Raw genomic sequence first — 18,188 nt, forward strand, 5'->3', positions numbered from 1 at the left:
CGGGGACAGCGGTGTGTCCCGGTCAGTCGCTGGTCGCGAGGCTACCTCATCGGCGTTTCGCCACGTGAGACAGGCGTCCCAAAGTTGCGCCTGAGGCCAGCGTCGACCGTCCCAGGACAACGGTTTCTCGCTCACCTCGGCACCCCATAGGGTGGTGTGGTCCGCGTTCAGGAAGGGGCCGTCCATGATCCAGCTCGACCGCGAGCTCGTCGAGCCTGTCATGGTGGCGGCGTTCGAGGGATGGAACGACGCCGGTGAGGCCGCGAGCCTCGCCGTGTCGCACCTGTCCGAACAGTGGGACGCCCCGGAGCTGTGCGCCCTGGCCCCGGACGACTACTACGACTTCCAGGTCACCCGGCCGAGGATGACGGTGACCGAGGGCACGCTGACCGAGATGGAGTGGCCCACCACCCGTGTGCGGGTGGTCCGCCCGCCGGGTGCGCGCCGCGACGTCGTCCTGGTCAGCGGGCCCGAACCGAACATGCGCTGGCGCTCCTACACGGCTGACCTGCTGGCCATCGCCCGTGAGCTGGGGGTCCGGCGCGCCGTGATCCTGGGGTCCCTGCTGGCCGACGCACCGCACACCCGCCCCATCCCGGTGACGGGGATGTGCTCGCCGCCGGAGCTGGGCACCCGGTACGGCCTGGAGGCCGCGACCTACTCCGGGCCGACCGGGATCGTCGGCGCCGTGCACGAGACGTTCAGTGCCGTGGGCGTGGAGACCGTGTCGCTCTGGGCGGCCATCCCGCACTACGTGGCGCAGCCGCCCTGCCCGAAGGCGACGCTGGCCCTCCTGGGCTGGGTCCAGGACTTCGTGGAGACCGAGGTCCCTCTGGGAGACCTGCCGGAGGATTCCGTCTCCTGGGAGGCCAGTGTCAACGACCTCACCGCCGAGGACGAGGACATCGCCTCCTACGTGCGCGGGCTGGAGGAGGCCAAGGACACGGTGGACCTCCCCGAGGCCACCGGCGACGCCATCGCCAAGGAGTTCGAGCGCTACCTGCGCCGTCGCGACGACAGCTGACTCCGAGGGGACTCCGACCCGTCTGGAAGTCCAGCTTTTCTGTTACCGCGCCTTTATGCCGATATAGCTATCTTGCGAATGATGGCTCGCGGATCGGGGGAACTGGGCCAGGGGCCCGGAGTGCGTGTTACGGGGGTACGCGCTCTCCGGGACCGGGTGGGGCCGCCGTCCTCCGAGGCCTGGGACAAGCGCCCGTCCCGACCGCGCGGGGTGGGGTCTGGGGCTACTTGTGAGGATCGCCTTCGTCATCGCCAACGGCTACGCCATGGGTGGCACGGTACGGACCGTGCACAACCTGGCACGGGGGTTGTCGGCACACCATGAGGTCGAGATCGTGAGCCTGGTCCGCAAACGCCGGAAACCGTTCTTCACACCCGACGAGAACGTGAGCCTGGTTCCGCTGAGCGACGACACGGACGAGTCGCGCATCAGACTTCCCAGAAAACGGGTCATGGACCACTGGCACGAACAGGCCGAACGGATCGTGCCCGAACCCGAGCGGCGCCGGAACAAGAACTACACCCCGGAAGCGGTCACCGGTCTGCGCCGCTACCTGCGTACCACCAAGGCGGACATGGTGATCGGGACCCGCCCAGGGATCAACCTGCTCCTGGCCGAGTGGGCGCCGTCGCGCGTCCTGACCATCGGCCAGGAGCACCTCAACCTGGGCGAGCACAACACCAAGGTGCGCAAGGCCATCACCAAGGTGTACCCGAAGCTCGGCGGGCTGAGCGTGCTCACCGAGACCGACCGCGCCGCCTACGCGGAGCTGCTCGGCTCGCCCGAGGGATGGCTGACCGCCCTGCCCAACGCGCTGGAGCCGGGTGAGCCGCCCCGGTCCACTCTGGACGAGCCGATCATCGCGGCCGCCGGACGGTTCTCCCCGGTCAAGCAGTACCCGCTGCTGGTCGAGGCGTTCGCCCACGTGGTGGCGGAGCATCCGCAGTGGCGGCTGCACATCCACGGTGGCGGCGACCGGGACGAGGAGCTGCGCGAGACGGTGCGGCGGCTGGGCCTGGAGGACAACGTCGGCATCATGGGCCGGACCACCGACATGCTCGGCGAGCTGTCCAAGGCCTCGATGCTGGCGGTGAGCTCGCGGGTCGAGGGGTTCGGGATGACCATCATCGAGGCGTTCTCCGTGGGGGTCCCCGCGGTGAGCTTCGACTGCCCCCACGGCCCCAGGGAGATCATCGACCACGGCCGCAACGGCCTGTTGGTGCCGCCCCAGGACACCGAGGCGCTGGGGGCGGCGCTCAACCGCCTGGTGGCGGACCGGGAGGAACGCCACCGCATGGGCACCCAGGCGCTGGCCTCGGCCTCCGACTACAGGTTGGAGGACGTGACCGCGCAGTGGGAGGGATTCCTGGAGCGGCGTCGGGCGCAGCGTCCTCGGAGGGGACCGCTGGCAGCGCTGTTCGGCTGAGCCCGGACCGCCCCGGCCGGGCGTGGCCGGGGACGGTCGGGGCTCACAGGCGCAGGCGGCGCCACTCCCCCGTGGCGAGGACAGCGGCCCAGGCGCCGGCGATGCGTGCGAGTCCGCGGCGGACCTCGTCGACGACGGCGGGCGCCAGCGGGGACTCGGCCTGTTCGGCGGGCTCCAACCGCACGGTGACGCGCAGCCCGTCCAGGACCTTCTGGGCACGACCCAGGGTCTCGGGGTCGGGGGCGCTCTCCCGGTCGAGCAGGGCGCGGATCCCGTCGCGCAGCGTGATGGCCTCGTCGAGGTCGGCGAGGGTGATGGGGATGGCGCCCTCGGTGACGAGTCGGTGCTCCCTCAGGAACCGGGCCAGGTCGGCGCGATCAGTGAGGCTGCCGCCGGTCGAGACGAAGTCAGCGATGAGTTCCGCCGCCGCGCTGGGCCGGGTGGGGGTACTGGTCGTGGTCGTGGTCATGGCCGCCATCCCATCACGGCCCGCCCGACGGTGGTGTCGATTCGGCGATGTCGTGGCCACAGGTGGTCACCACGATCTCCACCGAAACGGACGCTGTCGGACAAGTGCACCATGCACCCCTCCATCCCCTCCTTCCCCACCACCGGCAGACGGAAGTCGTCCCGCCTGGAGCGACGCGGGCCCTCCCGGACGGGCGGTCAGGGGTGCGCGGCCAGGGCCGCCAAGGCCCCTCGGTCCGAGGGAAGGCCGAGCCCGTGAAGGACGAGGGTGAGGTCGGCGACGTGCGTGGCCCAGAGCCGGTCGTTGTCGACCACCGCCGTGAGGTAGGCGCGTTGGAGGTCGGTGGGGTCCACGACCTCGGGCACGGTCGTTCCCTCCCTGACTCCCATGGCCAGGCGGAGCAGACCGCTCAGGTCGGACTCGGAGGTGAACACGCTGGCCACCGCCGCCAGGGCCCGGAAGGCCGGGAGGAGGTCGGCCGCGTCCTCGGGGCCGGAGCGGTCCACCAGGGCGGCCACCAGCGAGAACCGTACGCGGCCGGGGAAGAAGCCGGGGCGGTCCTGGAACCAGGCGTCGGCGCCGCTCGGATCGGCCAGGGCCGCCCGGAGCTCTCCGAGGGCGACGGGATCATCCCCCAGGTGCTCCGAAAGCGCGGCGCAGGCACGAATGGCCTGGTCGGGATGGGTGAGGAAGGCGGAGGTGTCCCCGCCGCCCTCCACCAGGGCGAGCACGATCGCCGCTCCTTGGTCCCGGTTCTCGGCGAGGTCGGCGGCGCCGGACAGGTCCACCTCCGGTGCGTCCCCCAGGCGGCTCAGCGCGCCGCTGGCCGTCACCGCCTGTTGACGCACCCGACCGTCCGCGTGCGTGAGCAGCGGCCGCACCGCCCCGAGGAGCGCGGGCGCGGCCAGGTGCAGGTCCCGGAGGGCGGCGTGGAACAGGGTGTCCAGGAGCGGGTCCTCCCAGGGATCCCCGTCACCCTCCGCGTCGCGGTCGGCCCTCCGGGACAGGAGCGCGTCGAGTTCGTCCCGGCGCTCCCCCGGGTCCGCCAGCTCGACCAGTTCGGCGACCGAACGCCCGGCGGATGCCTCCGTGACCGCGCGGGCCACGTCGGCGAGGAACCCGAGCAGGCGCGGGCGGAGCGGATCGGAGGGTGCACCGGCCGCCTCACCCCACGGTTCCGACACCGGGAGGTCTCCCACGCGGTCCGCCAGGAGGCTGGCGACGAACAGGGCCGCGGGCGGGGTGGCCGGGTAGACGGTCCCCCGGCGCAGGATCGCACCGTTCAGGTAGCCAAGCGCCTTCGACCACTCCTCCTCCTTCTCGGAGAGCAGACCAGCGAGGATCTCCGGTGCGTCGGTCGCCGGACCGTGGGCGTGGAAGGTCCTCGACCAGTCGGTCGAGTGGAGGATGTCAGCTCTGGTGTCCATGGCCGCATCCTGGCAGCGGACACCGACCGTTGGCGTGGCGTCCCAGCCCCGGTGCCGGGCGGATCACTACACTCGGGCGCTGGAACCCCAGGTCAGGAGGCCGCCATGACGTTCGCCCAACCCCCGCGCGACCCACTCGGGCGCGCGATGTACCGCGCCCCGATCTGGATCTACCGACTGGGCCTGGGTGCGCTCCTGGGCGAGCGCTTCGTCCTGCTCACGCACCGGGGACGCACCACCGGTGAGGCACGCCAGGCCGTCCTCGAGGTGGTGGGCCGCAACGACGCCACCGGGGCGGTGTTGGTGGCCTCGGGCTACGGGGACCGGTCCCAGTGGTTCCGCAACATCCGCGCGCAACCGCGGGTCCTGTTCCAGGTCGGCAACCAGCGCCGCAGAGGGGTGGCCGAACCGCTCCCCCCGCGGGAGTCCGGACGCGCGCTCGCCCACTACGCGCAGCGCCACCCGGTGGCGGCCGCCGAGCTGATGCGCGGGCTCGGTCACGACGTGGAGGGATCCGAGGCCTACGAGCGGATCGGGTCCGACCCCGCCAACGGCGTCCCCGTGGTGCGGCTGCTCCCGGACGCGGAGACGGTCCGGTTCCCCGACTTCACCACCCCCACGGGGCCGGGGGTGCCACGGCCCAGGGGCTGAGACAAGGCTCCGTGCCCGTCCCTGACGAACCGGACGGGAACGGGCACGGAGGTGTGAGGATACCGTGGACGGCGGTCGTCTAGAGCACGACGCCGAGCAGTGTGTCCACGGTGGTGCGCGCCAGACCGGGGGCCGAGGTGTCGGTGCCGCCCTGGGTCAGCGCGGTGGCCGCCCAGGCGTCCACGGCCGCGAGCGCGGAGGGGGAGTCCAGGTCCTCGGCGAGCGCGGCACGTACCGCGGCCAGCACGGGGGCCGCGTCCGGCCCCGCTCCGAGGGCCACCGCCGCACGCCAGCGCTCGGCGCGCTCGGTCGCGGCGGGCAGCTCGGCGTCGGTCCACTCCCACGGGGCGCGGTAGTGGTGGTCGAGCATGGCCAGCCGGATGACGGCCGGGTCCACGCCCTCCTTGCGCAGCTTGGACACGAAGACCAGGTTGCCCAGCGACTTCGACATCTTCTCGCCGTTCAGACCGACCATGCCCACGTGCAGGTGGTTGTGGGCGTTGGGCTGACCGGTGGCGCAACGGGTCTCGGCCGCGCCCATCTCGTGGTGCGGGAAGATGAGGTCGCTGCCGCCGCCGTTGAGGTCGAACGAGGGGCCGAGCCGGTCCAGGGCGATGGCGCTGCACTCGATGTGCCAGCCGGGACGGCCGCGCCCGAGGGGGCTGTCCCACGCGGGTTCACCGGGGCGCTCGGCACGCCACAGCAGCCAGTCCAGGGGGTCCTTCTTGTCCGCGCGCGTCGGGTCGCCGCCCCGCTGGCCGAAGAGGTCGAGCATCTCCTCGCGGCTGAGGTTGCTGATCTCGCCGAACTTCGACGCGGCCTCGACGGAGAAGTAGAGGTCGCCGTCCACCTCGTACGCGGCGCCGGTCTCGCGGATGCGGACGGCGAGCTCGCTGATGAGGTCGACGGACTCCACGACGCCCACGTACGACGTGGGCGGGATGATCGACAGGGCGGCCATGTCCGCACGGAAGACGTCGATCTCCCGGTGGGCGAGGTCGCGCCAGTCGACTCCGGTGGCCTCGGCCCGCTCCAGCAGGGGGTCGTCGATGTCGGTGGTGTTCTGGACGTAGTTGACGTCGTGCCCGGCGTCCCGCCACACGCGGTTGACCAGGTCGAAGGTCAGGTAGGTGAAGGCGTGCCCCAGGTGGGCGGCGTCGTAGGGGGTGATGCCGCAGGCGTACATACCCGCGGTGGAGCCCGGCGTGGTCGTCCTTATCCGTCCGGTGGCGGTGTCGTGGATACGGAGAGGGCCGCCGGAACCCGGCAGGGGGACGATGTCAGGCGCAGACCATGAACGCATACCGGGAAGCCTATCCGCACGTGCACGCGACAAACGCACAGATAGCGGGTGGGGTGGAAGGTGATGATTTCCCCAGGTGGGGCGGGAATACCGGTCACCGTTCCTGTGGCGCGGCGAGGATCCTGACCCGGCCGATGAGCAGGACGCTGAGGAGGGCGGTCCCGCCGCACAGGGTCGCCAGGAGTTCGTTGCCCAGGCGCCAGTGCAGGAGGGCGCCACTGAAGGAGACGACGTAGAGCAGCCAGTACGCCCCGGATTCGATGAGGTTGCCGCTTCGGCCCATGGTGGTGCCCCCTGCTGTGTACGCGTGCGTTCCACGCGTGTCCGACGGCGAATGCGCCGTCTCTCAGAGAGACGCCGCGATCACGCAGGGGGTTTACGCATTCCTTAGGTCGTGGCTCACGCCCCGGTGTGCCCTCGACCTCGCTCCTCCACCCTAGACAGGTGGCGGTCGGCCGAAGGCGCACGACGCACCGGCGGTCACGGGTGGGCGGCCAGCTGGAGATCGAGAAGGTCCAGGTCAGCGGCGCCCGGGAAGCCGGGGTCGTCCTTGAGCGCGCGCAGGCGGCGGCGGACCGGCCCGGCCTCGGACCGGCGGGTGAGCGGCTCGGCGACCAGACGCCCGCGGCCGGAGAGGGCTCCGGTCGGGGTACGCAGCGCCCAGCCGGTGTGGTCGGCGCGGGTCAGGAGCCCGACGGTGCCGTCCTTCTTCACCCGTACCCACTGCCCCACCAGGTCGGCGGGGTCGAACAGGGGCGCGGGGACGGCGTGGGCGCTCAGCATGTGGGTTCCTCGGTGGATCGTCGAACGTCTTTCCTGAAGGAGACGATCCACCACGGCGCCTATGACGCGCTTTCGAAAAACTTCTGAGAAAACCCGGAGAACCCGGTCTTGTGCTTCCGAATTACTAAACGTACAGTAACTTTTCAGAACCAATGGTCACCAGGTGACCACACTGGGTCGCGACACGCGTGTCAGGCCCGGTACTCCACCGCCCCTGTGGGGCTTCCCCCCGGAGTAGCCCATGCACCGCGCCCTGTTCATGGCGGTCATCACCGCCGCGGCCCTGCTCTCCCCCGCCACCGCCTCAGCGTCCACCACGGAGTCCGACATGCGGGCCACGCTCGTGTGGTCGGACGAGTTCAACGGCCCCGCGGGAAGCGCCCCCAACCCCGCGAACTGGAACCACGAGACCGGTGACCACGGCTGGGGCAACAACGAGCTCCAGAACTACACCAACAGCCGCGCCAACTCGGCACTCGACGGTAACGGCCACCTCGTCATCACGGCCCGCCAGGAGGCCCACGGCGGTTACACCTCCGCCCGCCTGACCACCCAGAACAAGGTCCAGCCCCAGTACGGCCGGGTCGAGGCGCGCATCCAGATCCCGCGCGGCCAGGGCATCTGGCCCGCCTTCTGGATGCTGGGCTCGAACTTCCCGAACACGCCGTGGCCGGACTCGGGCGAGATCGACATCATGGAGAACATCGGCCGCGAACCGCACCTGGTGCACGGCAGCCTGCACGGGCCCGGATACTTCGGCGGCAGCCCGCTGACCGGCTCCTACATGCACCCGCAGGGATGGTCGTTCGCCGACACCTTCCACACGTTCGCCGTGGACTGGCGGCCGGGTTCGATCACGTGGTCCGTGAACGGCATCGCCTACCAGACCTACACGGCGGCGGACACCCGGGGGAACCCGTGGGTGTTCGACCAGCCGTTCTTCATGATCCTCAACGTGGCCGTGGGCGGCAACTGGCCCGGCTACCCGGACGGAACGACCCAGCTCCCCCAGGAGATGCGCGTGGACTACGTCCGCGTGTACTCCCTGGACTAGGTCCTTTGGAGACCCGGCCGAGGGCACGGCAGAACGGGGCCGTGAACCAGACCGATCCCGACCCCTTCACCCCCGGTGACGCGGAGCGCCTCCGCGGCAACGCCCTCGTCGCCCTGACCGCCTTCACCTCGGTGACGCTCCTCGTGGCGCTGGCGTTCCTTTTGACGGTCTGACACCCGGCTCCACACGTGCGGCCCCGCCCTCCAAGGGCGGGGCCGCACGTCCTTCGCGTCCGTCCTTGGACCACCCGCGCCTAGACGTCGATCATGCTCCACGGTTCGGGGGCGGCGGGGGTGTCGGTGAAGGCGTAGCGCACCGTGTCTCGGTCCAGGGCGACCAGGGTGATGGAGCCGGTGGCCCACACCTGGCCGTCGCCCAGGTCCGCGTGGGCGATCAGGCCCGTCGGGTCACCTCCCGGGGTGGTGCCCGCCGACCGGGGCCGCTCGTGGGCCGCCTTGCCGATGAGCGCGGGCCACTCGCCCCAGATCTCCTCCGGGGTGGTCGCCTCGGGCAGATCCGGGTCGGGTCGCGTGCGGGCGAACTCCGGGGTGTGCCGCGCGGCGCGGGGGTCGGCGGGGTCCAGACCCGTGTTGACCAGCGTGGTCACGCCTCGGGGAAGGGAGCGGACGTCCATACATCGTCCGTCCCAGCTGTACAGGGTCGCGCTGTGCGCGTCGGCGTCGAGCAGGTGGAAGGGCGCGTAGCGGGTGGGGTCCTCGCCAGCGAGGGGGTCGCGCTGGGTGGACAGCGCCCTGAGCGGCAGGTCGCCCCTGCTCGCGGGGTAGGTACCCTCCCACGGCATCGTGCCGTCCCACGGCCAGCCGTTGAGCAGGGCGGCCATGCGTCGCCTGCGGGGATCCACGGCCAGCCAGGTGCCTCCGGCGAGCTGGTCACGGCCACCGACGAGGTGGGGACGCTCGGGCCAGTGCGGCGCGGGCCAGGCCCACGGGCGTGAGCGCATCTCGTCCCTCAGCGCGGCGACGACCAGCGGTGTCCTGGAGTCCGGATCGAAACCGACGATCACCGTGCACATCTCGTTGTCTCCCACGCGTTCGGGTCCCTTGCCAAGGACTCTACGACGCGAACCCCCGTGCGTGCCCGCTGGGGACACGATCCCTGGTCAGGGTGGTGCTGGCCCCAAGACGGGGGGTCGGCCGGGCACCACGGCGCGGCCGGGGTGTGCTCTTCTACTCTGGGGGCTCCCTAGTCTTGTGTGCGTTGACGCCAGGACCGTTTGAGCGGGGGTTTCACCGCTCCGGTCCCCCTTAGCCCTCCTTCGCCAACCAGGAGCCCTCCGTGCCCGAAGAAACCGACCGGTCCCGACTGGGTCCGTTCCCGACCGAGCCCGCGCCGGGCCGGTCCGTCCTCCTGGGGCCGCCCCCGGAGGAGGGGTTGTCGAGGGAGGACGTCGCCGAACGCGTCGCGGACGGACGGACCAACGACGTCCCCGTCCGGGCGAGCCGCAGTGTCGGGCAGATCATCCGAGGAAACGTCTTCACCCGCATCAACGCGATGATCGCCGTCCTGTTCTCGGTCATCGCGGTGATCGGACCGGTGCAGGACGGCCTCTTCGCGCTGGTCATCGTGATCAACACGCTGATCGGCATCACCCAGGAGCTGCGCGCCAAGCGCACCCTGGACAGGCTCGCGATCGTCAACGCCGCGCGACCCCGGGTGGTACGCGCTGGCGCCACCGTGCGGGTGTCCACCCAGGAGATCGTCCTGGACGAGGTCCTGGAGGTCGGGGTCGGCGACCAGGTGGTGGTGGACGGCGTCGTGACCTGGGCCGGGGGTCTGGAGATCGACGAGTCGTTGCTCACCGGAGAGGCCGACCCCGTGCTCAAGCAGGCCGGGGACACGGTGATGTCGGGCAGCTTCGTGGTGGCTGGGGCCGGGCGCTTCCGGGCGACGAAGGTGGGACGGCACGCGTACGCGGCGCGCCTGGCCGAGGAGGCGAGCCGGTTCTCGCTGGTGCGGTCCGAGCTGAGGTCGGGGATCAACGCGATCCTGACCTGGATCACCTACGCCCTGTTCCCGATCGGCGCCCTGCTCGTCTACAGCCAGCTGTTCATGAACGGTCAGGTCGCGTTGGACCAGCCGGACTCCGGGGGCGTCCCGGGGCCGCTGGCCGACGCCCTGCGCGGCATGGTGGCGGCGTTGGTGTCGATGATCCCCGAGGGCCTCATCCTGCTCACGAGCATCGCCTTCGCGGTGGGGGTGATCCGGCTGGGGCGCCACCGTTGCCTGGTGCAGGAGCTGCCCGCGATCGAGGGCCTGGCCCGGGTGGACGTGGTGTGCACGGACAAGACCGGCACGCTGACCGAGGTCGGTATGAAGCTGGCCGAGATCCGTGACCTGGGCGGTTCCTCGGAGTCCCCCACTCTGGTGCTGGCCGCGCTGGCCGCGAGCGACCCGGACCCGAACCCGAGCATGGCCGCGATCGCTGAGGGGTGCGCGGCCGGTGGGCGGAAGGCCCCGGACTGGACCGTCACCGCGCTGGCCCCCTTCTCCTCCGCCCGCAAATGGAGCGGGGCGAGCCTGCTGACACCGTCGGGTGAGGGGCACTGGGTGCTCGGCGCCGCCGACGTCCTGGCCGAACCGGCCTCTCCCGCCGCCGCGGAGGCGGCCCGCCTGGGCGCCCAGGGGCTGCGGGTGCTGTTGCTGGCGCGGGCCTCGGTCCGGGTGGACGACGAGTTCGCCCCGGGAACGGTGGAGCCGGTGTCGCTGGTGGTACTGGACCAGCGGGTACGCGAGGACGCCCTGCCCACCCTGGACTACTTCGCGGACCAGGGCGTGGACGTCAAGATCGTCTCCGGCGACCACGCGGCGTCGGTGGGCGCGGTCGGCCGCGAACTGGGATTGTCCGGGGCCGACCGCCCGATGGACGCCCGGGACCTGCCCGAGGAGCCGGAGCGGATGGCGCGGGAGGTGGAGGGCCGCTCGGCGTTCGGCCGGGTCACCCCCGAACGCAAGCGCGACATGGTCCGCGGCCTGCGTGACCGCGGGCACACGGTGGCGATGACCGGTGACGGCGTCAACGACGTGCTCGCCCTGAAGGAGGCCGACATCGGCGTGGCGATGGGTTCGGGCAGCCCCGCCTCGCGTTCGGTCGCCCAGCTGGTCCTGTTGGACAACCGCTTCGCGGTCCTGCCCAGGGTGGTGGCCGAGGGTCGCCGGGTGATCGGCAACATCGAGCGGGTGGCCAGCCTGTTCCTGACCAAGACCGTGTACACGATGACGCTGGCGATCATCGTGGGCCTGCTGGCGGTGGCCTACCCGTTCTTCCCTCGGCACGCGACGCTGATCAACGCGGTCACCTTCGGCATCCCGTCGTTCTTCCTGGCCCTGGCGCCCAACACCGACATCGCCCGGCCGGGGTTCGTCCTGCGGACGTTGCGGCTGGCGATCCCCTCGGGGCTGGTGGCGGGGCTGGCCGCGGTGACGACCTACCTGCTGGTGCTCGGCGGGCGCACGGTCCCAGACCCGGCGGACCGCACGGCGGTGGTCATCACTCTGTGCGCGACCACGCTGTGGGTGCTGCTGTTGGTGGCCAAGCCGTACGTGTGGTGGAAGGTGGCGCTGGTCGGCTCCATGGTGGGTCTGCTGACTCTGGCCATGGTGACTCCGTGGGGGCGTTGGTTCTTCGACCTCGACGTGAGTGATCCGACCAAGGTCCTGACCGGGCTGGCAGTGGCGGGGGTGGCGATCGCGGTGATCACGGTGATCCGCGTGGTGGACGACCGGATGACGAGCCGCGCCGCCGCCTAGCGGGGGTTCGGGGTACCACCTCGGGGCCGGTCAGCGTGGGAACTGTTCAGGGCCGGTGCCGAGCCGCGATCCTGGGTGCGCCACGTGTCCGGATCGACAGGAGCCACATTGAGCATCCCCAACACGCATGTCCGCGCCGTGCTGGACGGCTATCTGGAGCGCTTCCCCAAGGAAGTCGACGCGGCCGACCCCCTGGTGCGGGCCCTGGACGGCGGGCACGAGCTGTCCTCGCCCAAGGAGTTCCGTGTGGGACACGTGACCGCGGGGGCCGTGGTGCTCGACCCGTGTTGGCGGGTGCTGATGGTCCGGGAGGGCGAACAGGGCCCCTGGCTCCTGCCGGGCGGGCACCTGACCACCGAGGACGGTGCGCTGGACGAGGCGTCGCTGGGTCGTCTGACGGAGTCCACGGGCCTGGCCCCCGAGCGGATCGAGGTCTCCCGGGCGGGGTCGGACGCGCAGGCGCTCCCGTTGGACCTGGACGTCCACCGCGTCCAGGAGGACCCGGACCGGGGCGAGCCCGAGCACGTGCACTTCACGTTCCTGTACCTGTACCGGGCGACGGCCGCCACGGTGCCCGCGAGGGGTGGCGCCTCCGACGCCCTCGCGTGGCGGCCCCACACGGACGTGCCCTCGGCTCGGTTGGCCGCGAAGATCTCCCAGACGCTGGCCGCTTCGAGAACGGCGGCCGAGCACGTGTGACCGCGGGACCGCGACGGGCCCCCGTACTGATTCATCGTCAGAACAGAATATGATCGTCGCATGACGATCAATGATGACGTGGAGGGGGCCTGCGCGGGCTCCGGGCTGGACGCCGCCGAGGCCCTCTTCCACAGCCTCTCCGACGGGACCCGCCTGGCGATCGTGCAACGCCTGGCACGGGGCGAGGCACGCGTGACCGACCTCGTGGACCAGCTGGGCCTGGCCCAGTCCACGGTCTCCAAGCACGTGTCGTGCCTGCGGGACTGCGGGCTGGTCGACGGCCGCCCCCAGGGACGCCAGGTGTTCTACTCCCTCAGCCGCCCCGAACTGATCAACCTGCTCGCGGCCGCCGAGACGCTCCTCGCCGCCACGGGCAACGCGGTCGCCCTGTGCCCCACCTACGGAACCGACAGCGGCGACGGTGCGCGGTGAGCGACACCTGCTGCGGCGACGCCCCGACCGCTCCCGGGCGGACGACCGAACCCGAGGAACCCACCCGGCTCCGGCAGGTCCCCGAGATCCGCTTCGCCGCCGTCGCCGCGCCCCTGCTCCTCGCCGGGTACGCGGCGGCCTGGTTCGGGACCCCCGACCCACTCCCCCTCCTCCTGAAGTCCGCGGCGCTGGTGGTCGCGGGCTGGACCTTCGTCCCGGTCACCCTGCGCCGCCTGTTCGGACCGGGTCCGTTCCGGGACCGGATCGGCGTGGGCACCCTCATGACCCTGGCCGCCTTCGGAGCCGTGGCCCTGGGCGAGGTGGGGGAGGCGGCGATGCTGGCCGTGCTCTTCACCGTCGCCGAGGGCCTGGAGGGTTACGCCGTCGCCCGCACCCGGCGCGGTCTTCGCGCCCTGCTGGACCTGGTGCCCGCGCGGGCGACCGTCCTGCGCGACGGGATCGAGCACACCGTCTCCCCCGACCGGATCCGGCCCGGGCAGACCCTCGTGCTGCGTCCGGGCGAGCGATTGGCCACCGACGGCGTGATCTCCTCTGGGCACACCAGCCTGGACACCTCGGCCATCACCGGGGAGTCCGTGCCCGTGGAGGCGGGCCCCGGCGAGGCCGTGTACGCGGGATCGGTCAACGGAACGGGCCCGCTGGAGATCACCGTGACCGCCGGTGCCGAGGACAACTCCCTGGCGCGGGTGGTGCGCGTCGTTGAGGCCGAGCAGGCACGCAAGGGTCAGGGGCAGCGGCTGGCCGACCGGGTCACCCGTCCCCTGGTCCCCGGGGTCATGATCGTGGCCGCCCTGGTGGCGGTGGTCGGGTCGCTCATGGGCGACCCCATGACCTGGGTCGAACGCGCTCTGGTCGTGCTCGTGGCGGCCTCGCCGTGCGCGTTGGCGATCTCCGTGCCGGTGACCGTGGTGGCCGCCGTCGGCGCCGCCTCACGCCAGGGCGCGCTGGTCAAGGGCGGTGCCGCGCTGGAGGCGATGGGAAGGGTCAGGGTGGTGGCCCTGGACAAGACCGGGACCCTCACCCGGAACGCGCCCGCCGTGGTGGAGGTGGTGCCCGCCCCCGGACACACTCGGGAGCGGGTCCTGGCCCTGGCGTCGGCGCTGGAGGCCCGCAGCGAACACCCGCTGGCCCGAGCCGTACTGGCCGCGCACCCCGTGCCCCCTCCCGCGCGGGACGTCCGTGCGGTGCCCGGACACGGGTTGACCGGCCGGGTGGAGGGCGTGGAGGTGCGTCTGGGCCGTCCCGGCTGGGTGGCGCCGGGGCCCCTCACGAGCGAGGTCGAACGGTTGCTGGACGCGGGGGCCACCGTGGTCGTGGTGGAGGAGGACGGCGCCGTGGCGGGCGCACTCGCGGTCCGGGACGAACCGCGGCCCGAGGCTGCCGAGGTGGTCGCGGAGTTGCGCCGCTCCGGCCACCGGGTGGCGATGCTGACCGGGGACCACCCCGTCACGGCCCGGGCACTGGCCGCCGAGGTCGGAATCGACCCGGACCAGGTGCACGCCGGTCTGCTGCCCGAGGACAAGGCGCGGGTGGTCGGTGAGCTGCGCGCCGGGGGCCCGGTGGCGATGGTCGGCGACGGGGTCAACGACGCCCCGGCTCTGGCCGGGGCCGACCTCGGCGTGGCCATGGGGGCGATGGGCACCGACGTGGCCGTGGAGACCGCGGACGTCGCCCTGATGGGTGAGGATCTGCGTCACCTGCCCGTGGTGCTGGAACACGCCCGCCGTTGCCGGACCGTCATGTGGCAGAGCGTCGGACTGTCGTTGGCGATCATCGTCGTCCTGGTGCCGTTGGCCCTGTTCGGCGTGTTGGGCCTGGCGGCGGTGGTCCTGGTGCACGAGGTGGCGGAGGTGGTGGTCATCGCCAACGGCATGCGTGCCGGACGCCGACCCCGCACGCTCGGGCGGTGACGGCTCACAGGCTCCGGTAGTAGTGCACCACCGGCGAGGCCACGAAGCCGGCCTTCTCGTAGACGGCCCGTGCCGGGGCGTGCGCCTCGTCGCCGCCGGTCCGGATCACGGCGACGGCCATGCCCTCCTCCCGGATTCGGTCCACGGCGAACTCGGTGAGCGCGGTGCCCGTGCCCCGCCCCTGCTGGTCGGGGTCGACCCCCAGCAGGTGGACCAGACCGGTGCCGCCCTCGCGGTCGAACCGGACGGTGACGAACCCGCTCACGTGGTCGTTCACCGCCACCCACGCGAGCGCCTCCTCCGAGTCCAGGTCCTCACGGACGTCGCGCGCGTGCGCCCGGCGCCAGTCTCCGACGACCTGTCGGTGGAGTCGCGTCCCCAGGGTCCGCTCCAGGGCCCGGTGGGCCGGTTCCCACGCTCGCAGCGCGATGTCGACCACGGTCTCGCGGTCGCCCGGATCGTAGGGCCGGATCCTGATCTGCATGGGTCGCAGCGTAGCCACACGCGCCCGGGTCGGCCAGTGGTTTGCCCCGGCAGGGCGGGCCCCGCGATACGTTGGCGCCCAACCCGAGGGAAGGAGCCCCGTGATGGTGGACGAGACCGATCTGCGTCACCTGCGGCGCGCGGTCGACCTGGCCGCCGAGGCGCTGGACAGTGGCGACGAACCGTTCGGTTCCGTGCTGGTGGGCTCGGACGGCGCGGTGCTGTTCGAGGACCACAACCACGTGGCCAGGGGCGACTCCACCCGGCACCCGGAGTTCGCGATCGCCCGCTGGGCCGCCGAGCACCTGTCCCCCGCCGCACGCGCGTCGGCGACCGTCTACACCTCGGGCGAGCACTGCCCGATGTGCTCCGCCGCCCACGCCTGGGTGGGCCTCGGGCGCATCGTGTACGCCAGCTCTTCGGAGCAGTTGGGATCCTGGCTGGAGGAGTGGGGTGTCCCCGCCGGTCCGGTGCGGGCGCTGCCGGTCAACGATGTGGCTCCGGGGGTTCCGGTGGAGGGTCCGGTGGGCTCCCTGAGCAAGGAGGTCCGGGGTCTGCACGCCCGGCTCCACGGGCGTGCGACGGACCTCTGATTCGGGCGCGGCCCGGAGGCGGGAAACGGATTGCGCCCACTCCCCTGATCGAAAGTGATCGAAACGATCAGTGCCGGTGAGCCGAACATCCTGTCGTCCGATATGCCCCCGGACGCACCGGTGGCCGGTCCGCGATCCCACCCTCCGGGGGTCGAGGTGTCGCCGGTCACCCCTCCCTGATGGTCATCCGGGCGATGCGGTCCCCCTCGACGGAGAACGCGAAGGAACTGGGTCCGTTGGCGTGCTGGGACCGCCAGTCGCCGACCACGGTGACGCCGTCCCCGGTGGCTTCGGCCGAGCGCACGTCCAGCACTCCCCGGGCACCGATGAACTCCACGTCGCTCCACCGTTTGATGGCCTCGCGCCCCCGGAACTCGCGTCCCCAGTCGTCCACCACACCGTCCGGGGTGAAGGCGTCCAGGAACCCCTGCTCGTCGTGGTCGTTGACCCTGTCGATGAACGACGCGACCGGCTCGGGGATGCTCGCGCTCATGGTGCTCCTCCGCGTTCGGGCGCGGACCCTGGTGGCCCCGCTCCCTGAGGATGCTCGCAGCCGATAGGTCTGCCGAGTACCGACGGCGCTCCAAGGTCGGGCAAACACCTCCCGCGCCTCACACGGCCGTGTGCGTCCCCGGGCTAGCCTCCCGGCGACCGGTGGCGTCGTCCGGGGCGCCGTCGGTGCAAACGGAGGGGGCGTGCATGCGTGGTCGACCGGGGCTCACACACCCCCTGGTGGCGTTCCTGACCGCCTCGGTACTGCTGCACTTCGCGTATCCGCTGACGTTGCGCGGACAGGTCTGGGAGATTCTGTACGTCCTGCTGTACCCGGCCGTGGTCCTCCTGGGCGTGCGGGTGGTGCGGGCCGAGGGCCATCGCCTGGTCCCCGTGGCCGTGCTGTCCGCGGTGTTCCTGGCCGCCGGGTTCTGGGCGGCCCTGCACCCCGAGGTCCCCACCGCCCGTCTCTGGCTGTTCTGCGCCGTGGTGCTGTTCCAGGGCTATCTGATCCTGAAGCTGCTCGTGTTCGTGTTCACGTACCGGCAGCGGCACAGGGGCGAGACCGGACCGCAGCTGATCATGGCGGCGATCTGCGCCTACCTGCTGCTGGGCGGGGTGTTCGCGGCGCTGTTCGGCATCGTGGAGGCGCTGTGGCCGGGCGCGTTCGAGGACTCCCTGGCCCCGGGCACGGCAGTGGACTGGCAGGACCTGACCTACCTGAGCTTCGTCACCCTGGTCACACTGGGCTACGGCGACCTGGTGCCGCTCACCCCGTGGGCGCGGTCGCTGGCCACCGCCGAGGCGGTGGCGGGGACCCTGTTCCTCACCACGGTGATCGCCCGCATCGTCGGCGCCTACGTGTCCGTCACCGAATCCGGCGGGTCCGGGACCGGGGCCGAAACGGACGGGAGCGCCTGACGCGCCTCAGGCGCGGTCATCGTCCTCGGGCTCGAACTGGCCCTGGATGACACGGCCGTTGGTGGCGGAGCGGTCGCCGCCGTCCGCGCCGGGGGCGCTTCCGGGGGTGGTGCCGAACGGATTTGCGGGCGTGCCGGAACCCGCGGGACCGCCGGGGCCGAAGGGGGCCTGGTTCGGGATGGTGGCGCCACGGGCGGCGAACTCCTCGTTCACGCGCTCCTGCATCTTCTTCATCCGTCGGGCCGCCCAACCGGCGAACACCCACCGCAGGGCGGGCCGGGTGACCGGGGTGGCCAGCAGCAGACCGACCGCGGCGGTGAGGAAGCCAGGAATGACGAGCAGGATGCCACCCGCCATGAGCATCAGGGGGTCGAGCAGGCCCTTGCGCGGCTGTTCGCCGGTGCGCATGGCCTCGTCGGCCTCCTGGACGACCTCGCGGAAGGCCCGGCCGGTGTGGCGCAGGACGGCCACTCCCAGGACCATCAGTGAGACCAACGCCGCCAGCGTCCACGGCACGCCGATCTGTCCGCCGACCCAGATCATCAGGCCCACCTCAAGGAAGGGCAGTGCCATCAGCGCCAGCACAATCAGCAGCGGCATCGCGAATCATCCTCAGTGTCGTGGGCCGGAGTCGGGTCTCCTCTTGCTGGAGAGAACGTACCCGTGGTGTGAATGGTTCCCGGTCCGGACGCTCCCACCCGCGTCGGGCGCCGCCGGTCCGGCCCGCGAGGG

The 18,188-nt window shown here is 71.8% G+C and carries 20 protein-coding genes; 11 read left to right on the forward strand and 9 right to left on the reverse strand.

The features are described 5' to 3' along the window. Positions 1 to 184: 184 nt before the first annotated feature. Together KBX21_RS06650 and KBX21_RS06655 are read left to right on the forward strand one after the other, a co-directional pair. A complete protein-coding gene (locus KBX21_RS06650; protein ID WP_049566533.1) occupies positions 185 to 1,024 on the forward strand; it encodes a PAC2 family protein in 840 nt (279 codons plus the stop codon). A 229-nt stretch (positions 1,025 to 1,253) separates the two neighbouring features. After that, a complete protein-coding gene (locus KBX21_RS06655; protein WP_210841332.1) occupies positions 1,254 to 2,450 on the forward strand; it encodes a glycosyltransferase family 4 protein in 1,197 nt (398 codons plus the stop codon). 43 nt (positions 2,451 to 2,493) lie between these two features. Here the strand turns inward: KBX21_RS06655 and KBX21_RS06660 are convergent, their stop codons facing one another. Next, positions 2,494 to 2,919, reverse strand: a complete 426-nt coding sequence (locus KBX21_RS06660) for an ABATE domain-containing protein (RefSeq protein WP_210841333.1) — start codon at positions 2,917 to 2,919, stop codon at positions 2,494 to 2,496. Between the two features lie 197 nt (positions 2,920 to 3,116). Further along, a complete protein-coding gene (locus tag KBX21_RS06665) occupies positions 3,117 to 4,346 on the reverse strand; it encodes a hypothetical protein (RefSeq protein WP_049566526.1) in 1,230 nt (409 codons plus the stop codon). A gap of 105 nt (positions 4,347 to 4,451) precedes the next feature. Between KBX21_RS06665 and KBX21_RS06670 the strand changes: the two genes are divergently transcribed. Continuing rightward, the gene (locus KBX21_RS06670) at positions 4,452 to 4,997 is read left to right on the forward strand and encodes a nitroreductase family deazaflavin-dependent oxidoreductase (protein ID WP_210841334.1); all 546 of its coding nucleotides are present in this window, start codon (positions 4,452 to 4,454) and stop codon (positions 4,995 to 4,997) included. Positions 4,998 to 5,076: 79 nt separating this feature from the next. Here KBX21_RS06670 and mshC read toward each other — a convergent pair whose 3' ends face one another. The 3 genes from mshC to KBX21_RS06685 form a co-directional block, all read right to left on the reverse strand. Continuing rightward, entirely contained in the window at positions 5,077 to 6,300 is a 1,224-nt protein-coding gene (gene mshC, locus KBX21_RS06675) for a cysteine--1-D-myo-inosityl 2-amino-2-deoxy-alpha-D-glucopyranoside ligase (protein ID WP_082206252.1), read from the reverse strand. Positions 6,301 to 6,394: 94 nt separating this feature from the next. Further along, positions 6,395 to 6,583 (reverse strand): hypothetical protein, encoded by a 189-nt coding sequence (locus KBX21_RS06680; protein WP_210841335.1) that lies wholly within the window; start codon positions 6,581 to 6,583, stop codon positions 6,395 to 6,397. Positions 6,584 to 6,780: 197 nt separating this feature from the next. Next, on the reverse strand, positions 6,781 to 7,083 hold the full coding sequence (locus tag KBX21_RS06685) for a hypothetical protein (protein WP_049566517.1): 303 nt from the start codon (positions 7,081 to 7,083) through the stop codon (positions 6,781 to 6,783). Between the two features lie 241 nt (positions 7,084 to 7,324). Between KBX21_RS06685 and KBX21_RS06690 the strand changes: the two genes are divergently transcribed. Together KBX21_RS06690 and KBX21_RS26880 are read left to right on the forward strand one after the other, a co-directional pair. Beyond that, positions 7,325 to 8,137 carry a family 16 glycosylhydrolase gene (locus KBX21_RS06690; RefSeq protein WP_049566514.1) on the forward strand — a complete coding sequence of 271 codons (813 nt, stop codon included), beginning with the start codon at positions 7,325 to 7,327 and terminating at the stop codon, positions 8,135 to 8,137. A 41-nt stretch (positions 8,138 to 8,178) separates the two neighbouring features. Beyond that, positions 8,179 to 8,310, forward strand: coding sequence for a hypothetical protein (locus KBX21_RS26880; RefSeq protein ID WP_255352542.1), 132 nt, complete (start codon positions 8,179 to 8,181; stop codon positions 8,308 to 8,310). Between the two features lie 80 nt (positions 8,311 to 8,390). Here KBX21_RS26880 and KBX21_RS06695 read toward each other — a convergent pair whose 3' ends face one another. Then, positions 8,391 to 9,170, reverse strand: a complete 780-nt coding sequence (locus KBX21_RS06695; RefSeq protein ID WP_210841433.1) for an NRDE family protein — start codon at positions 9,168 to 9,170, stop codon at positions 8,391 to 8,393. 263 nt (positions 9,171 to 9,433) lie between these two features. On the opposite strand from KBX21_RS06695, the gene KBX21_RS06700 reads away from it, so the two are divergent. From KBX21_RS06700 to KBX21_RS06715, 4 genes are all read left to right on the forward strand, one after another. Beyond that, positions 9,434 to 11,905 carry an HAD-IC family P-type ATPase gene (locus tag KBX21_RS06700; RefSeq protein WP_374225702.1) on the forward strand — a complete coding sequence of 824 codons (2,472 nt, stop codon included), beginning with the start codon at positions 9,434 to 9,436 and terminating at the stop codon, positions 11,903 to 11,905. 108 nt (positions 11,906 to 12,013) lie between these two features. Beyond that, entirely contained in the window at positions 12,014 to 12,604 is a 591-nt protein-coding gene (locus KBX21_RS06705) for an NUDIX domain-containing protein (protein ID WP_049566511.1), read from the forward strand. A gap of 60 nt (positions 12,605 to 12,664) precedes the next feature. Further along, entirely contained in the window at positions 12,665 to 13,036 is a 372-nt protein-coding gene (locus KBX21_RS06710) for a helix-turn-helix transcriptional regulator (protein WP_049566509.1), read from the forward strand. Further along, complete coding sequence (locus KBX21_RS06715; protein ID WP_210841336.1) at positions 13,033 to 14,967, forward strand: cation-translocating P-type ATPase; 1,935 nt, start codon at positions 13,033 to 13,035, stop codon at positions 14,965 to 14,967. Before KBX21_RS06710 ends, KBX21_RS06715 begins: the two co-directional genes overlap by 4 nt. Positions 14,968 to 14,971: 4 nt before the next feature. Here the strand turns inward: KBX21_RS06715 and KBX21_RS06720 are convergent, their stop codons facing one another. Next, complete coding sequence (locus tag KBX21_RS06720; RefSeq protein ID WP_210841337.1) at positions 14,972 to 15,451, reverse strand: GNAT family N-acetyltransferase; 480 nt, start codon at positions 15,449 to 15,451, stop codon at positions 14,972 to 14,974. A 103-nt stretch (positions 15,452 to 15,554) separates the two neighbouring features. Here KBX21_RS06720 and KBX21_RS06725 point away from each other — a divergent pair, with 103 nt between their 5' ends. After that, positions 15,555 to 16,043, forward strand: coding sequence for a nucleoside deaminase (locus KBX21_RS06725; RefSeq protein WP_210841338.1), 489 nt, complete (start codon positions 15,555 to 15,557; stop codon positions 16,041 to 16,043). Between the two features lie 166 nt (positions 16,044 to 16,209). On the opposite strand, the gene KBX21_RS06730 is transcribed toward KBX21_RS06725, so the two are convergent. Further along, a complete protein-coding gene (locus KBX21_RS06730; RefSeq protein WP_049566498.1) occupies positions 16,210 to 16,536 on the reverse strand; it encodes a nuclear transport factor 2 family protein in 327 nt (108 codons plus the stop codon). 206 nt (positions 16,537 to 16,742) lie between these two features. On the opposite strand from KBX21_RS06730, the gene KBX21_RS06735 reads away from it, so the two are divergent. Beyond that, complete coding sequence (locus tag KBX21_RS06735) at positions 16,743 to 17,456, forward strand: potassium channel family protein (protein ID WP_049566495.1); 714 nt, start codon at positions 16,743 to 16,745, stop codon at positions 17,454 to 17,456. 6 nt (positions 17,457 to 17,462) lie between these two features. Here the strand turns inward: KBX21_RS06735 and KBX21_RS06740 are convergent, their stop codons facing one another. Then, positions 17,463 to 18,056, reverse strand: a complete 594-nt coding sequence (locus KBX21_RS06740) for an FxsA family protein (RefSeq protein WP_210841339.1) — start codon at positions 18,054 to 18,056, stop codon at positions 17,463 to 17,465. Positions 18,057 to 18,188 lie beyond the last annotated feature (132 nt).

The sequence above is a fragment of the Nocardiopsis sp. B62 genome (assembly GCF_018070675.1).
GTDB lineage: Bacteria > Actinomycetota > Actinomycetes > Streptosporangiales > Streptosporangiaceae > Nocardiopsis > Nocardiopsis prasina.

Excerpts from the sequence above, each read along its gene's own strand:
- KBX21_RS06660 (WP_210841333.1), bottom strand. The coding sequence starts at position 2,919 with ATGACCACGACCACGACCAGTACCCCCACCCGGCCCAGCGCGGCGGCG.
- KBX21_RS06670 (WP_210841334.1), top strand. The coding sequence starts at position 4,452 with ATGACGTTCGCCCAACCCCCGCGCGACCCACTCGGGCGCGCGATGTAC.
- KBX21_RS06725 (WP_210841338.1), top strand. The coding sequence starts at position 15,555 with ATGGTGGACGAGACCGATCTGCGTCACCTGCGGCGCGCGGTCGACCTG.
- KBX21_RS06740 (WP_210841339.1), bottom strand. The coding sequence starts at position 18,056 with ATGCCGCTGCTGATTGTGCTGGCGCTGATGGCACTGCCCTTCCTTGAG.
- KBX21_RS06730 (WP_049566498.1), bottom strand. The coding sequence starts at position 16,536 with ATGAGCGCGAGCATCCCCGAGCCGGTCGCGTCGTTCATCGACAGGGTC.
- mshC (WP_082206252.1), bottom strand. The coding sequence starts at position 6,300 with ATGCGTTCATGGTCTGCGCCTGACATCGTCCCCCTGCCGGGTTCCGGC.
- KBX21_RS06735 (WP_049566495.1), top strand. The coding sequence starts at position 16,743 with ATGCGTGGTCGACCGGGGCTCACACACCCCCTGGTGGCGTTCCTGACC.
- KBX21_RS06680 (WP_210841335.1), bottom strand. The coding sequence starts at position 6,583 with ATGGGCCGAAGCGGCAACCTCATCGAATCCGGGGCGTACTGGCTGCTC.
- KBX21_RS06720 (WP_210841337.1), bottom strand. The coding sequence starts at position 15,451 with ATGCAGATCAGGATCCGGCCCTACGATCCGGGCGACCGCGAGACCGTG.
- KBX21_RS06690 (WP_049566514.1), top strand. The coding sequence starts at position 7,325 with ATGCACCGCGCCCTGTTCATGGCGGTCATCACCGCCGCGGCCCTGCTC.
- KBX21_RS06685 (WP_049566517.1), bottom strand. The coding sequence starts at position 7,083 with ATGCTGAGCGCCCACGCCGTCCCCGCGCCCCTGTTCGACCCCGCCGAC.
- KBX21_RS06710 (WP_049566509.1), top strand. The coding sequence starts at position 12,665 with ATGACGATCAATGATGACGTGGAGGGGGCCTGCGCGGGCTCCGGGCTG.
- KBX21_RS06665 (WP_049566526.1), bottom strand. The coding sequence starts at position 4,346 with ATGGACACCAGAGCTGACATCCTCCACTCGACCGACTGGTCGAGGACC.
- KBX21_RS06695 (WP_210841433.1), bottom strand. The coding sequence starts at position 9,170 with ATGTGCACGGTGATCGTCGGTTTCGATCCGGACTCCAGGACACCGCTG.
- KBX21_RS06650 (WP_049566533.1), top strand. The coding sequence starts at position 185 with ATGATCCAGCTCGACCGCGAGCTCGTCGAGCCTGTCATGGTGGCGGCG.